Annotated in this window: 16 protein-coding genes; 11 read left to right on the top strand and 5 right to left on the bottom strand. The window is 33.4% G+C overall.

Going from position 1 to position 14,196, the window contains the following annotated elements; genetic code table 11:
* Positions 1 to 10 precede the first annotated feature (10 nt).
* The 5 genes from LY01_RS12865 (at position 11) to LY01_RS12850 (ending at position 5,260) form a co-directional block, all read left to right on the top strand.
* A complete protein-coding gene (locus tag LY01_RS12865; protein ID WP_104516271.1) occupies positions 11 to 373 on the top strand; it encodes a BlaI/MecI/CopY family transcriptional regulator in 363 nt (120 codons plus the stop codon).
* Positions 370 to 1,638 (top strand): M56 family metallopeptidase, encoded by a 1,269-nt coding sequence (locus LY01_RS12860; protein WP_104516269.1) that lies wholly within the window; start codon positions 370 to 372, stop codon positions 1,636 to 1,638. Before LY01_RS12865 ends, LY01_RS12860 begins: the two co-directional genes overlap by 4 nt.
* Positions 1,639 to 1,723: 85 nt before the next feature.
* Positions 1,724 to 3,397 carry a M56 family metallopeptidase gene (locus tag LY01_RS12855; RefSeq protein WP_104516267.1) on the top strand — a complete coding sequence of 558 codons (1,674 nt, stop codon included), beginning with the start codon at positions 1,724 to 1,726 and terminating at the stop codon, positions 3,395 to 3,397.
* Positions 3,398 to 3,751: 354 nt separating this feature from the next.
* On the top strand, positions 3,752 to 3,880 hold the full coding sequence (locus LY01_RS15350) for a hypothetical protein (RefSeq protein ID WP_262497522.1): 129 nt from the start codon (positions 3,752 to 3,754) through the stop codon (positions 3,878 to 3,880).
* 186 nt (positions 3,881 to 4,066) lie between these two features.
* Positions 4,067 to 5,260: a PQQ-dependent sugar dehydrogenase gene (locus LY01_RS12850; RefSeq protein WP_104516266.1), complete on the top strand. Its 1,194-nt coding sequence runs from the start codon at positions 4,067 to 4,069 to the stop codon at positions 5,258 to 5,260.
* Positions 5,261 to 5,361: 101 nt separating this feature from the next.
* Here the strand turns inward: LY01_RS12850 and LY01_RS12845 are convergent, their stop codons facing one another.
* On the bottom strand, positions 5,362 to 5,958 hold the full coding sequence (locus LY01_RS12845) for a hypothetical protein (RefSeq protein ID WP_104516264.1): 597 nt from the start codon (positions 5,956 to 5,958) through the stop codon (positions 5,362 to 5,364).
* A gap of 268 nt (positions 5,959 to 6,226) precedes the next feature.
* Here LY01_RS12845 and LY01_RS12840 point away from each other — a divergent pair, with 268 nt between their 5' ends.
* On the top strand, positions 6,227 to 6,661 hold the full coding sequence (locus LY01_RS12840; protein WP_104516263.1) for a c-type cytochrome: 435 nt from the start codon (positions 6,227 to 6,229) through the stop codon (positions 6,659 to 6,661).
* A gap of 108 nt (positions 6,662 to 6,769) precedes the next feature.
* On the opposite strand, the gene LY01_RS12835 is transcribed toward LY01_RS12840, so the two are convergent.
* Positions 6,770 to 7,105 (bottom strand): DUF2853 family protein, encoded by a 336-nt coding sequence (locus LY01_RS12835; RefSeq protein WP_104516262.1) that lies wholly within the window; start codon positions 7,103 to 7,105, stop codon positions 6,770 to 6,772.
* A 64-nt stretch (positions 7,106 to 7,169) separates the two neighbouring features.
* Entirely contained in the window at positions 7,170 to 8,843 is a 1,674-nt protein-coding gene (gene menD / locus LY01_RS12830) for a 2-succinyl-5-enolpyruvyl-6-hydroxy-3-cyclohexene-1-carboxylic-acid synthase (protein WP_104516261.1), read from the bottom strand.
* 372 nt (positions 8,844 to 9,215) lie between these two features.
* Between menD and LY01_RS15035 the strand changes: the two genes are divergently transcribed.
* Positions 9,216 to 9,404 carry a hypothetical protein gene (locus LY01_RS15035; RefSeq protein ID WP_105023025.1) on the top strand — a complete coding sequence of 63 codons (189 nt, stop codon included), beginning with the start codon at positions 9,216 to 9,218 and terminating at the stop codon, positions 9,402 to 9,404.
* 9 nt (positions 9,405 to 9,413) lie between these two features.
* Here the strand turns inward: LY01_RS15035 and LY01_RS12825 are convergent, their stop codons facing one another.
* On the bottom strand, positions 9,414 to 10,457 hold the full coding sequence (locus LY01_RS12825; protein ID WP_104516260.1) for an isochorismate synthase: 1,044 nt from the start codon (positions 10,455 to 10,457) through the stop codon (positions 9,414 to 9,416).
* A gap of 30 nt (positions 10,458 to 10,487) precedes the next feature.
* Positions 10,488 to 10,901 (bottom strand): hotdog fold thioesterase, encoded by a 414-nt coding sequence (locus LY01_RS12820; RefSeq protein WP_104516259.1) that lies wholly within the window; start codon positions 10,899 to 10,901, stop codon positions 10,488 to 10,490.
* A 35-nt stretch (positions 10,902 to 10,936) separates the two neighbouring features.
* On the opposite strand from LY01_RS12820, the gene LY01_RS12815 reads away from it, so the two are divergent.
* From LY01_RS12815 to LY01_RS12800, 4 genes are all read left to right on the top strand, one after another.
* Positions 10,937 to 11,581, top strand: a complete 645-nt coding sequence (locus LY01_RS12815; RefSeq protein WP_104516258.1) for an alpha/beta hydrolase — start codon at positions 10,937 to 10,939, stop codon at positions 11,579 to 11,581.
* Between the two features lie 2 nt (positions 11,582 to 11,583).
* The gene (locus LY01_RS12810) at positions 11,584 to 12,162 is read left to right on the top strand and encodes a non-canonical purine NTP diphosphatase (protein WP_104516257.1); all 579 of its coding nucleotides are present in this window, start codon (positions 11,584 to 11,586) and stop codon (positions 12,160 to 12,162) included.
* Between the two features lie 52 nt (positions 12,163 to 12,214).
* Positions 12,215 to 13,033, top strand: a complete 819-nt coding sequence (locus LY01_RS12805; protein WP_104516256.1) for a carboxypeptidase-like regulatory domain-containing protein — start codon at positions 12,215 to 12,217, stop codon at positions 13,031 to 13,033.
* 158 nt (positions 13,034 to 13,191) lie between these two features.
* Entirely contained in the window at positions 13,192 to 14,148 is a 957-nt protein-coding gene (locus LY01_RS12800) for a M28 family metallopeptidase (protein WP_170034648.1), read from the top strand.
* Positions 14,149 to 14,196 lie beyond the last annotated feature (48 nt).

Below are 14,196 nucleotides of genomic sequence, written 5' to 3'. Positions count from 1 at the left end.
TTAGTTAAATATGAAAACACTCACCACTGCCGAAGAAGAGATAATGCAACACCTATGGTCGCTTAAAGAAGCAAACGTAGCGAACATTATAGAAAAAATGAAATCTCCTAAACCTGCCTACAATACCGTTTCTACCATAATTAGAATTTTAGAAAACAAAGGTTTTGTGGATTATCGCAAAGAAGGTCGTGGACATATCTATTTTCCTAAAGTAAATAAAGAAACCTACACTGCTGCCACTGCCGGAAAACTAGCTAGTAATTATTTTAAAGGTTCTTTTAAAAATATGGTTTCGTTTTTTATGGAACAAGAAGACCTAAGCGTACAAGATCTAGAAGAGATATTAAATGATATTAATAAAAAGAAATCATGATAGACTACTTATTAACTGTTCTCATATTACATGTTTGTGCATTTGCCATATATGAATTGCTTCTTAAAACAACCACTTTTTTAAATAGCAATCGCTCCTATCTTTTGATCGTTCCAGTAATATTATGGTTTATCCCTCTTATAAATATTGATTCTTTGAATCAAGAACCAATTGCAGAAGAAGTTCTATTTCAAAATTCTACAATACAAGAAGAGCTTAACATAAGTCCTGTAGATTATCAAGCTATTGAAATTCCTACTGAATTGAAGACTAAAGAAGAAGGTTCAATTACTTTTTCTTGGTGGTGGGTTTACTTATTAGGAGTAGGTATATCTCTGACTTATTTTATAAAATCATATTATAATTTAAAAAAGGTGAAAAATAAAGGAACCTTAAAAAAACTTAACGGTGTTAGATACTATCAAATCAATGATAGTAAAATAGCACTGTCATTTGTAGGCTCTATTTTAATAGGTGATCAAATAAAAAATGAAGATCTAGAGTCAATAATCGCTCATGAGCAAGTATATATCGAGCAGAACCATCATTTTGACTTGATTTTCTTTCAATTGTTAGGTATCGTAATGTGGTTTCAACCATTTCATTACCTCTTTTTAAACCGTTTAAAATTAACGCACGAACTTCTAGCAGATCGTGCTGTTGCACAACAAGTAGGAACTAAAAACTATGCTCAGCTTTTATTAAAGGAAACCTTTGATACCAATTCTATATCATTTGCCAATATGTTTTTCAATTTTAAAACCATTAAAACTAGAATATCTATGTTACACAAAGAATCTACACCTAAAATTTCCAAAATACGATATGCAACTCTATTAATACTACTACTTTCTACCGTTGTTTATACCTCATGTACTACTGCAAAAGAGAAAGAAATGAGTCTTGAAGAACAAATAAGTAACCTTCAAGAAACACTTAAAAAAACTGATTCTATAAGTTTTAAAGATATGGAAGCTTTGGAAAAATTAACTATCAGTGGATATTCATTTGAAGAAGGTGATGAATATGCTCAAATATATAAAGGAGAACCTTACGATCATGAAGCATATATAAATTCCCCAGAAGGAATTGCTTTTCAATTAGAATTAGATAGTATCGCATCTAATAGAAAAATGGATGATGCTATTTTAAAAAGTTTAAAGGCAAAAGATATAAATAGTAAGGAGTATCTAGAATTTATAAAATGGCTAAACGATAGTATCGATACCTCAAATATGAAAATATCTGTAAATCCTAAAAACTAACTATCCATTAACTACAGAAAATTGATTTGCTCCATAATTAAAATTATTATTCCGCTTTTGCGAAAGCGGAATTTAAAATAAAATCATGATACAACATATCTTACACAGCTCTTTACTTGCCGTATTATTATATGGTGTTTACCATCTTTTTCTAAGAAAAGAAACGTTTTTTCAATGGAATAGAGCTTATTTACTAGCTATTCCTTTGCTTAGCATAACCATTCCGTTTTTGAGCGCGCCTTTTTCTATAGACATGACTCCAACGGTAATCGATGAGGTAGTACCACTCGCATCGGTAGATATAGGTAATGTATCTATGATAAGTGAACAACCTATTACCATAAAGACATCAAAACCTATTGATTACAAAATGATCGCCGTGAGTATATATAGTATAGGTGCATTTATCAGTCTTCTCTTTTTTCTATATAATGTGTCTAGCATAAAAGAGATTATTAGGTTAGGAACAACTCATTTCAAAGATGGAATATGGATCACTAAAACATCTCAAAAACTTACTGCTTTTTCATTTTTTAAAAATATAGTGATAGATGAAAATCTAGATTCTAAAAAGGTAGATGAAATACTAAATCATGAAATTATCCATGTAAAACAATGCCATTCTTGGGACCTGATGGCTTTTGAGGTGTATAAAATCATTTTCTGGTTCCACCCTATTTGTTATATCGCACAAAAAGAATTAAAACAAGTCCATGAATACATCGTGGATGATGTTCTAATTAAAAATCAAGAATCAATAACCTATCAAGAGTCTTTATTAAAAACTGTTTTTGGCACAGAACAATTTTCACTTGCTAGTTCTTATTTCAATAAATCACTTTTAAAAAACCGAATCCTTATGTTACAAAAAAAGAAAAGTACCGCAAAAGCTTTATTTAAACTAGCTTTCTTACTGCCTATAGTATTGGGTAGTTTGATTTTTACAGCTTGTAATGAAGAGCCAGAATTTATAGAAGAAACTATAGTTCTAGACGACTCTAATAATTATGGGATTGTAAAACGATCTGAATTTAAAGCTGGTCTAAAAGATTATTATCTTAATATAAGTAAAGAAGATAAAAAATTTATAGAAGAAATTGTAAACAATAATTCTTTTGAAATAAAAAAAGAAGACTCTATTAAAATAAGAAAATTAGCGACTCTTTTTCCTATTCTAATGAAAAACGGAACAACTATTATCCTTGATGATATAGATAATACCGGTATAATAAGCGCTCATGAAAGCCCTTTTGATAAAGATGTGAGATTTGATGGTTTCCCTTTGGAATATCATTTAAATATGACAAAAAAGGAATATGCAAATTTTGTGAAATATATATCAATCAACTACCCTAATACTACTCATTCATATACTGATGGTTACAATGATGGTATTGAAGCGGTTGATTTTGATATTCCTTTTTCTAAATTAGAAGAAGTACCTCATTTTGAAGACTGCACTGGTACGCAAGTAGAAATTAAAAAATGTACCGTAGATAAAATCACTTCATTTGTGAATGAGAATTTCAATACAGAGATTGCAAAAGACTTACCAGGACGCCATAAAATTGCGGTTCAATTCAAAATCGATAAAAATGGTAATGTCACAGGTGTACAGTCTAAAGCTAAAAGCATTGAGCTACAAAATGAGGCTGCCCGTGTAATTAACAAACTACCAAAAATGATTCCTGGTAAGCAAAAAGGAAAAGCAGTAACCACTATTTATGCTTTACCTATCATTTTTGAAATAAAGGAATAAACGGTACTTATTCCGCTTTCGCGAAAGCGAAACAAACACAATCAAAGCGATTCTTTACTAAAAAGAATCGCTTTTTTATTTTATAGCTAAAAATATTAGCAGCACAAACAACTGAATAACAGTATTATAAATTAAATTCGAATATTATTTGTTTATTTTACTGTAACAATTGAAAAGCGTGGTCGTCTATTAGATATAACCACAAAATAACAATATTATGAAAACTTCAACAGGATTTTTAAACGGAAACCAACAGACTACTAACAGAACAAGCAATGCAACTACTTTTTCTGATTCATGGAACTCTAGACGTCGTTATAGATAATTTAAACCTCAACTCTTAAAACTTTTATTATGAAAATTTCACAAAAAATATTGAGCCTTAACTCTGACTTTCCTATCCTATCTAGAAATAGATCTATAGATGAGAATAACCCTTTTAATGAAAACATGGAAGCAACAAATACCTTCTTTTTATGCTAGGCAGCATGAAGCCGCAAAGACATCTAGATAATTTTGAATTAGCCTTCTTACATCTTTTTACTTTGCCTGATAGACTTCACAAAACCACCAAAAACAACTGAATCCCTTAGTTAGCGCTAAGGGATTTTTACTTTTATTAACGTTTTGGCAGCTGGTAACAATTATTTTTAAGCCAAATTACTGATTATGAAACATCTCTTCACTCTTTTACTACTTGCTACTCTTGTTTTAAGTTGTAAAAATGAATCTAAATCAAATGAAGCTATTGTGGCTATACAGACTAATAGCAACACCATTACTAGTATAAATAGTAATCAACAAGTACCACTTGTTGAAAACATACCACTTATTGAAGATCAAAAAAAGTATACGGTTACACCTGTAATTGAGGGATTAAACAATGCCTGGGGAATGACATGGTTGCCTAATGGTGATCTTATCTACACAGAAAAAGAAGGAAAACTCTATCGATATAATGGTACAAAATCTATAGAAATCACTGGTTTACCTGAGGTATATTTACGTGGTCAAGGTGGTTTACTCGATGTAATAACACATCCAGAATTTGATAAAAATGGGCGCATTTACATTTCTTATGCAAGTTCTGAGGGTGAAGGATCTGGCGGGAACACGGCTATTGCTGCGGCTGTTCTTAAAAACGATCAATTAACAGATTTAAAAGTACTTTACAAAGCGACACCTAATACTAGAAAAGGACAGCATTTTGGCTCTCGATTTGCTTGGGATAGTGATGGTTATTTATACTTTTCTATAGGTGAGCGCGGAGAACGAGATGTGAATCCGCAGGATTTGAGTCGCGATGGTGGTAAAATATACAGACTGCATGACGATGGTAGCGTGCCTGCTGATAACCCTTTTATAGATATAGCTGGTGCAAAAACTGCTGCTTTTACTTATGGAAATAGAAATCCGCAAGGGATGACCGTACATCCTAAAACAGGTAAAATAGTGAGTCATGAACATGGTCCACAAGGTGGTGACGAGATAAATTTTGTCAAACCTGGTCGCAATTATGGCTGGCCAGTAATAAGCTATGGTGAGAACTATGGCGGTGGAAAATTTGCCGAAAGTACTGCCAAGCAAGGAATGGAACAACCTTTCTATTATTGGGTACCTAGTATTGCACCTAGCGGATTTGCTATTCTAGATAACACGGCTTATGGCGACTGGAATGGAAATTACTTAGTAGGTTCTTTAAAATTTCAATACTTAGAAATGCTTTATGTAAATGATAATGCAGTTACAAAAAGAGAAAAAATAGTAGACGGTATAGGACGTCTACGCAATGTAAAAATAGGGCCCGATGGTTTTATTTATATAAGTGTAGAGGGGAAAGGTATTTTTAAAATCACACGATAGTGTGACTTGAAGTTTAAAAATTATGATGAAACATATACCATCTATTTTTACTAGTCATTCTATAATAAAGGAGCTTTATATTACTAAATGGAATAATACGTTTATTCTGTTTCTTTCTTTAAAAAACTTTTAATAGATAAAAGTAGTAGTAAAACACCTAGTCCTAATATAAAATAAGAAAAAATGCTGTCTGGTGTAGTGTTATTATCTAAAATTAAAAACTTGCTAATTATTTTAGGTGATGTAGATGACAGTTGCCTCCATTGCTTATTATCTAAGTCTATTCCATATTTTACAATACCACTATAAGTAATGCTATCTTTAAAAATAAGATGTTCATATTTCTCAAAATAATTTTGTGCTTTCTCAGGGTCTGTTTGTGTATTAATTAAATTAAACACATCTAAGACATTTTGAGATTTTTCAGATATAAAAACAGTAATAGAATCATTCTGAGTATTTAATGGTATGAATAATTCTTCAGCAAGACCATTTCCAAAGGCACTTTCAAAATAAATTGATTCCATCAAGTTTATATTACAATTTTCTAGTTGCAGCCATTCTTCTTTTGGAATTATTCCATTTACAAAAGAATTAACATCATATACGGTAGGTGAAGAGTTATTTATAGATGTATAAACTCCTTGAGAACCACCCCATATGCAGATTAACGCAATTATTAATAATATATATTTCATTTTCTTACTTAATTAGCTAGTTGAGTTCAATTCAAAATTATTTATTAAGTTTTAATCACACAATACCCTATGGAGGGGAATTCTTTTGAGTCATTAAATAATAAAGTTATTTCACTTGTGGGTTGCGCTTAGTATATAAAACAAATCTTTAATACATAAAAGCATACCGTTACAAACTAGTAACATAAATTTCTACTTTAAAAATTATCACTTTTAAACCTAGAAATTTATAAATGGAATTGTATTTTTAAACATCAAGAAAACCATTATGAAATACGTATATCTATTACTACTAGCCATTGCTATAACTAGCTGTGGTAATGATAAAAGAAAATCTACATTAGGCAGTAATAACGCAAACACTACACCTACCACGCCACTAGAAAAAAGTGTAAAACGTGGAGAAGATATCTTCGGCGAGTTGTGTGTTACCTGTCACATGCCTACTGGTAAAGGTGTCCCTGGCGCGTTCCCACCACTTAACCCATCGGACTGGTTAACTAACAAACGTATCGCTAGTATACATGCTGTAAAATATGGTCTTAGAGGAGAAATTACCGTTAATGGTGCTGCGTATAATAGTGTCATGCTGCCATTAGGACTGGATGATAAAGAAGTAGCAGATGTTATGAATTATGCCATACAGACCTGGAACACCGGAGATATGGTTACAGAAGAAGAGGTTAAAGCTGTGGAGAAGTAATTTAAAAAAAGGTGATTCTCACTGATGTAAAACATCATATTAGCTAATAATAAAAAATCCCATCTCTTTTCAAGAGATGGGATTTTTACTATATAATTATATCTAGTTCTAGTTATAGATAGATTCTTTACCGTGGTGTACACAAAGCATGTAATAAATAATAGCGCGATACTTAGCACGCTCACTTTTACCATACTTCTCAATTACAGCTTCTACAGATCCCATAAGGTCATCTCCAGTAAGTCCTAATTTTTTCTGTAAATAATTTTTTACTACACGTTCCATTTCTGTTTTCTCAGCACTTACAGTTTCAGCATCTCTATTATAAATAGATGGACCTAATCCTTTAGTTACTTTTCTGAGTAGCTCTTCATCTAATTTACCTCCTACTTTATCTTTGTAAGCTGCGATGTATTTTTCTACTCTTTCGTCAAATTTACTCATAATTTTTATATTGAAATGTTAGTTATTTAGTTAAAAATATGCCTTAAATATAATAGATTAAATTTTATTTTAAAAATTTAAAGTAATCTAGAAGAACGGTATCATTTATCTGTCTAGGTGTAAACACTTCTAACAACTGCGGTCCTTTATTACTAGTAAACAATAGGTTGCACGCTTTCGCGAAAGCGGACTCTTCACTAACACTTTGATAATTCACGCCATGCATTTTACAAAGATGCGCTGCCGTTAAATCATGTTGAGTTTCAAAATAAGTCTGGAACTCATCAGTCTCTTTATGACCTGGTAAAATCCTGAATATCCCACCACCAGAGTTATTTATGACTATAATCTTAAAGTTATCAGGTATATAATTATTCCATAACGCATTAGAATCATAGAAAAAGCTTAAATCTCCTGTTATAAAAACTACTTGCCTATCGCTAGCCATTGCCGCTCCTATCGCTGTACTCGTACTACCGTCTATACCACTAGTACCTCGATTAGAAAAAACAGTGTGTGACTCATTCATCTGGAATAACTGCGCATACCTTATCGTGCTGCTGTTACCTAACTGTAGTACTATATTATTATCTGGTAAACTAGGGAAAATATGTTCAAAAGCTTTAAAATCTGACCACGGCATTTGCGCAAAGTAATCCTGCCTTTTAACTAGGTAATTTTTGAAATGTGACAGCCATCTATCTTGATAGTTACTATCTATATAGTCTTTAGGTAGCTGTTGTACCCATTTTTGTGGTTTTACTTTAATATGTCCTGCTAGCTTAAAGAACGTATCATAGGCACGTCTTTTACCAACATGATAATGTACTTTAGTCTCAAAGCGTCTTAGGTATTGTTTTATCTTTTTAGAGACAATCATACCGCCTATAGTGATAACTAGGTCTGGCTGCAGGTCTTTTATCTGGTCATCTTCCTTTTCTATGGGAGCAATTAAGGTATCTATTCCCCATATTACCTTATCATGAACTACATTACTACTCACCTCACTCATTACCAGAACACTAGGGTCACTAGTAAGTATATCTAGGTCTGCATTATCAAACACCGGCGGATTCAACGTTGCGAGAATGACTAGTTTCCTTTGAGCGCTCTTCCATTGTTCTATAAAGCTATCTGGTATCTCGCTAGATTCATTCTTCAATAAATCAATAACTTTAACCTCTAAAGATGGCTTTTCTACTTTATTATATAGCGGTTCTTCAAATGGTATATTAATATGAACCGGTCCATGCTGTGAAATAGCGGTGTTGATAGCTTTGTTGATTAGTCGCTCGTTAGTCGCAATACTTTCTTGGTTATCGATAGATAATAACATCTCTAACTGCGTATCATATAAAATATGATTTGCATACACTCCTTGTTGTCTTATAGTCTGACCGTCACCTATATCGATTTTATGAGGCGGGCGGTCTGCACTGAGAACTATTAAGGGGATTTCAGAATAATAAGCTTCTGTAACCGCAGGGTAGTAATTTAAAAGTGCACTACCACTAGTACATAATACAGCAACAGGTTCTTGTAATTGTTGCGCCATACCTAATGCCACATGAGCTGCACAACGCTCATCTACAATACTGTAACAATTAAAATAATCGTTTTCTGAAAAACCTATTGTTAAAGGCGCATTTCTAGAACCTGGAGAAATGACAATGTTTTTAATACCTCTTTCTTTAAAAAGAAGTACAACCTGCTGGGCATGTAGAATTTCTGGATACATATATAACAAAGGTAAAGATGCCAGTCGCCGCATACAACATACTTAACAGCTTCTTCTCATAAAATTAGATTCCTATTTTTAAACGTTAACAAATTCACCAGTATCCTGCGTTACAGCACCTCCATATGGCATTATCGTGTAAGAAATCACCTCAAAAATAAGCTATTAAACAAGTGATGCACAGGAATATTGACCGTAAACCTAGTCTCTACCATCAATCAATCACTTAGTCCGTTACTACTCAGCTATACAATTGTCTTTTTATCTATATTATACTGAGTATTAAAAGTTCAAATACAAGATTTAGAAATTTGCCCTAGTTTATTTCATTAAAAATAACTAAGTTTAAGTTCTATTAAACCAGCCCTAACTATGATTATAATTAAATATCTTGTTTTTTATACGTTTGTAGGATTCTATCAGTCTACAGTTTTTATAAAGTCTTCTATAAGAGCAGCTATAAACTACATTAGATCGTTAAATGAAAGTCGTAATGAGCAAGGACAGGTAGTAGGTTTTAAAACGACACTGTTACGAACAGCATTTAGAAGTATTCTTTAACAGCACTGTTTATACTAACTTTTTCATAGTAGATAGCTTGTTGAGCGTTTCCTCAAATTCTGCATTTGGATCACTCAATGCTGTAATACCACCACCTACATAGATATCTACTTGATCATCATGCAGCTCCATACATCTTAAGTTCACAAAATAACTCGCGCTGCCCTTGTCCACCATACCTAAATAACCAGTGTAGAAAGAACGATCATAATTTTCGTTCTTATTGATAAAGTCCAGAGACTCATTTCTAGGCATACCACATACCGCAGGTGTAGGATGCAATGCATCGATAAACATATTCTTATCCTTAGAATTTACCGTGGCAGTGATATCTGTTCTTAAATGAATAAGTTTACCAGCACGCACCGTTTTAACGTCTGATTCTTGAATGTTATCAGCACCACTTTCTTGTAAATTATGAATTATAAAATCGGTAACTAATCGTTGTTCTTCTAGCTCTTTTTTACCCCAAATATGTTCTTCATTTTCTTGATAAAGAGCCGTACCAGCTAGAGACATTGTTTTAAGTTTTACACCATCTATTTGGACCAAAACTTCTGGAGTTGCACCTACCCATTTCCCTACTTTAGGATGATAAAAAAAGTAACAATTTGCTGCTGGATATGCATCTAGTAAATCAGTTAAAATCTCTGTATCTGATTTTGAATTTTGAAAAGATTGCTTGCGCGAAAGAACAACCTTTTTCAAACTAGATTCTTTTAATCTAAGAACCGCTTTTGCCACTAAATTTGTGTACCTTTTTTGCTCCTCGGCATCTACTAAACGTACTGCATTTAAAAGTTCTTTGGGCGTTGAGTTCGTATTTTTATAAGTAAAGTTATAATCTTCTTGAGCTATTATAAAAACCTGGTATTCTGATTTTTGAAATTTTGAAAAAACACCATAAGTCATGTTGTCAGGTGCGCTTTTATACCATTTTTGATCTCGTTGTGAGAGTATGCGCACAGTATCGCTATTCACCTGTCTAATTAACAAGAAAGGTAGTTCTTTTTTAAGTAGTAATGCCGTGTATGAGAGTAAATTTTCGCGCAAGCGGTATAGGAATAATAGTGAGTAAAAGTGTTATTTTTTGAGAGCTATAGTGGTTAATTTACATATAGAAATAAGCCTCTCTTCTTCATCTGTAATTTTGATTTCCCAGAGCTGTGTTGTTCTTCCTTTATGTAAAAAACGGGCCGTTGCAAACACGTGTCCATCCTTCTTAGATCGTGTATGATTTGCACTTATTTCTAGACCTCTAATCGCAAAGTTTTCGGTATCTAAAAACATATAACTAGCAGCACTACCTACACTCTCGGCAAGAGCAACACTTGCACCTCCATGCAACACTCCATCTGGCTGATGCACTTTGGGAGTTACTGGCATTCTAGCCGTTAAAAAATCTTCTCCTACATCAATAAAATCGATGTCTAACGTCTCCATGAGTGTATTGCGGCAAATAGCATTACAACGCTGTAGTATATCTTCTTTGTCCATATCTTTACCAAAAATAAGTCATACCGATAGAAAAAATGGTAAAAACAGTTTCCTATACACATACTAATTCTTACGAGACACTTTTTGAATTAACAGATAAGACTAAAAATATCTGGATATGCTTTCATGGTTTAGGTTATCTAGCTACCTATTTTAAACGTTATTTTGAAGGCTTAGATTCTCAAGAGAACTATGTAATCGTTTTACAGGCTCCGTCTAAATCTTATATAGGTAAAGGCTTTAAACACGTAGGTGCATGCTGGTTAACAAAGGTGGACACGACTCAAGAAATGGGCAACAACCTCAACTATATTCATGAAGTACTCAAAACCGAAAATCTCGTAGGTGATCCACGCATTTTATTAATGGGATACTCTCAAGGAGTATCTATCGCTACTCGATTTTTAAAATCTTACCATCATAAAATAAAAGCCCTAATTATGCATAGTGGCAGCATACCGGCAGAACTAGACACTAGTGATGGCAAGCATTTTAGAGACACCTGTTCTAGATTCATTCACATAGCAGGCACGCTAGACGAATATTCTAATGAAGAAGTAATAAAAAGGGAAAGTAAAAAGATAGAACTTCTCTTTGGTACAAAATGTGAGTTATACCAACCAGAAATTAAACATGTGGTACACGTACCACTTATTTTAGAAATTGCTAAAAGTCTATAAACATGGAAATCATCTTTGCTACACATAATCAGAATAAATTAAAAGAAGTACAAGCGTTAATGCCTTCTTACATCAAACTTATAAGCTTAGAAGATCTAGGTTTTGATGAGGACATACCAGAAACATCAGGTACAATTGCTGGTAACGCCATTCAAAAGGTGGAGTATTTAAAAAACAGATTTCAACAGCCCATTTTTGCAGACGATACTGGACTGCTGGTTGAAGCACTAGATGGAGAACCTGGTGTGTACAGTGCTAGATATGCAGGTGAACAAAAAAGCAGCGAAGACAACATGGATTTATTGCTTAAAAAGTTAACAAACAATAACAATAGATCTGCGCGCTTTGTCACTGCTATTGCCTTAGATTTGAATAATAATCAAACTCTCTTTGAAGGAGTTTGTGAAGGTTCTATTTTGTTAGAAAGAAGTGGTTCAAAAGGTTTTGGCTACGACCCTATTTTCCAGCCAGACGGCTATGAAAAATCCTTTGCAGAAATGACTCTTACAGAAAAAGGTGCTATAAGTCATAGAGCAAAGGCTCTGAGAAAGCTCATAGACTACCTGAAAGAAGTTAATTAAATTATAAATTCACTTTAAATAAGCACATTAGCTTAATTTAGCTCAGATAATTATGAAATTACAACACTACATCCTACTATTCTGCTTTACCTTAAGTATTTCAATTAGTAATGCTCAAGAAGAGAAATCAGAAAGCAAAACTACTTCTCCCATATCTGGCATGGTAAAGGGAAAAGTTCTTAACGCAAAAGATAATACCATTCTTGAGAACGTTAACATCGTTAACTTAAATCAGATCAAAGGTACCATTACCACTAAGGAAGGACTATTTAAAATCGCTGCCAAGGTAAATGATACGTTATACTTTTCTTATTTAGGTTTTGAAACCATTAATGTAAGAGTTACTGAGGATTGGTTAAAATTTGGTGATGTTACTATTTCTATGACAGAAAAAGGTATCGCACTAGACGAAGTAACGGTTACAGAGACTTCTCTTACTGGTTTCTTAGAAATAGACGCAAAGCGTGCTCCTATTTATGCTACTAGAAGGTACAAAATAAGCGGTTTACCTAAAGGTTATGAAGCTGGTGACAGTGAGCCTGGTGCTATTACAAATGTACTAGAAAGTGTATTTAATCCTGCAGATTTCCTTTACAACACCTTTGGTAAAAAAGGAAAATCTATGCGCAAGCTAAGACAGGTAAAACAACAAGACGAGATTAGAAACTTACTACAAAGTAAATACGACAGAGAGACTCTGATGAACTTACTTCAACTAGACAAAGTTGATATAGATGGAATCCTTAGAAATTGCCAATATTCTAAGCAGTTTATTGAAACTGCAAACGATCTTCAAATACTAGATGCTATCAGCGAGTGTTATGAAGAATACAAGATATTGAAGACTTCTAAAGACAAAAATAAAAAATAACCAAAATCAAACTTGTGAATTACAAACACCTATTATCTTATGCTCTTGCAGCTACCCTTTTAACCAGCTGCATTAACATGAAAGGAAAAGACGGCGAACCTGGAAAAAGTGGAGAGCCTGGAATTAATGGACAAACTGGAGAAGATGGTGCCGATGGCATGTCTGGAAATACCGTTAGAGATTACTCGCAAGTAGACATCATGTCTTATGCAAACACGATTACTGAAAAGGAATTAAAAGAACAACTCTATTTTTATGCAAGTGATGAAATGGAAGGCCGCGCTACTGGTAGTCCAGGTCAAAAAAGAGCTGTAAACTACTTAAGAGAGCAATACAAAAAAATGGGCGTTGCAGGCGGTGGAGAAAATGGAGATTATTTTCAAATCGTACCTGGAAAAGCATTTGGAAAACCAGAACTTTCTTCAGAAAATGTACTTGCTTTTATAGAAGGAACTGAATTTCCTGATGAAATCCTTGTCATCTCTGCTCACCTTGATCACGTAGGTATGCATGATGGAAAAGTTTTTAATGGCGCTGATGATGATGGTAGTGGTACCATCGCTCTACTAGAAATTGCTGAAGCCTTTAAACAAGCGGCAAATGACGGTTATGGTCCTAAAAGATCCATTCTTTTTCTTCATGTAACTGGAGAAGAAATAGGTCTTAAAGGAAGTAAGTATTATGCAAACAACCCTATTTACCCTATGGCTAACACCATTGCAGATCTTAATATAGATATGATAGGTAGAATAGACCCTGCACAAAAGGACAGTCCTGATTACGTTTACCTAATAGGTAGTGACATGCTCTCTCAAGACTTACACGATATCTCTGAGGCAGCAAACAAGAAATCTGTTAATATGAGACTTGATTACTCTTACAACGGTAAGGACGACCCTAATCGTTTTTACTACCGTAGTGATCATTACAATTTTGCAAAGAACGACGTGCCTGTAATTTTCTATTTTAACGGTACTCATGAAGATTATCACAAAGCAACTGATACTCCTGATAAAATTGAATACAAATTATATCAAAGAAGAGCTAAGTTAATTTTTGTAACCGCATGGGATGTGGCAAATGCAGATAAAAGACCTGCACTTACAGATAAATAAGAAGTATTATATTTGATACAACACAAAGCGTTAACTTTTAAGTTAGCG

This window comes from Nonlabens xylanidelens, assembly GCF_002934445.1.
GTDB lineage: Bacteria > Bacteroidota > Bacteroidia > Flavobacteriales > Flavobacteriaceae > Nonlabens > Nonlabens xylanidelens.
Note: the sequence above shows the minus strand (reverse complement) of the source record. Positions and strands in the feature narration are given on the sequence as shown.

Coding starts and splice junctions, on each gene's coding strand:
- LY01_RS12865 (WP_104516271.1), top strand. CDS start 11: ATGAAAACACTCACCACTGCCGAAGAAGAGATAATGCAACACCTATGG.
- LY01_RS12860 (WP_104516269.1), top strand. CDS start 370: ATGATAGACTACTTATTAACTGTTCTCATATTACATGTTTGTGCATTT.
- LY01_RS12855 (WP_104516267.1), top strand. CDS start 1,724: ATGATACAACATATCTTACACAGCTCTTTACTTGCCGTATTATTATAT.
- LY01_RS15350 (WP_262497522.1), top strand. CDS start 3,752: ATGAAAATTTCACAAAAAATATTGAGCCTTAACTCTGACTTTCCTATC.
- LY01_RS12850 (WP_104516266.1), top strand. CDS start 4,067: ATGAAACATCTCTTCACTCTTTTACTACTTGCTACTCTTGTTTTAAGT.
- LY01_RS12845 (WP_104516264.1), bottom strand. CDS start 5,958: ATGAAATATATATTATTAATAATTGCGTTAATCTGCATATGGGGTGGT.
- LY01_RS12840 (WP_104516263.1), top strand. CDS start 6,227: ATGAAATACGTATATCTATTACTACTAGCCATTGCTATAACTAGCTGT.
- LY01_RS12835 (WP_104516262.1), bottom strand. CDS start 7,105: ATGAGTAAATTTGACGAAAGAGTAGAAAAATACATCGCAGCTTACAAA.
- menD (WP_104516261.1), bottom strand. CDS start 8,843: ATGTATCCAGAAATTCTACATGCCCAGCAGGTTGTACTTCTTTTTAAA.
- LY01_RS15035 (WP_105023025.1), top strand. CDS start 9,216: ATGATTATAATTAAATATCTTGTTTTTTATACGTTTGTAGGATTCTAT.
- LY01_RS12820 (WP_104516259.1), bottom strand. CDS start 10,901: ATGGACAAAGAAGATATACTACAGCGTTGTAATGCTATTTGCCGCAAT.
- LY01_RS12815 (WP_104516258.1), top strand. CDS start 10,937: ATGGTAAAAACAGTTTCCTATACACATACTAATTCTTACGAGACACTT.
- LY01_RS12810 (WP_104516257.1), top strand. CDS start 11,584: ATGGAAATCATCTTTGCTACACATAATCAGAATAAATTAAAAGAAGTA.
- LY01_RS12805 (WP_104516256.1), top strand. CDS start 12,215: ATGAAATTACAACACTACATCCTACTATTCTGCTTTACCTTAAGTATT.
- LY01_RS12800 (WP_170034648.1), top strand. CDS start 13,192: ATGTCTGGAAATACCGTTAGAGATTACTCGCAAGTAGACATCATGTCT.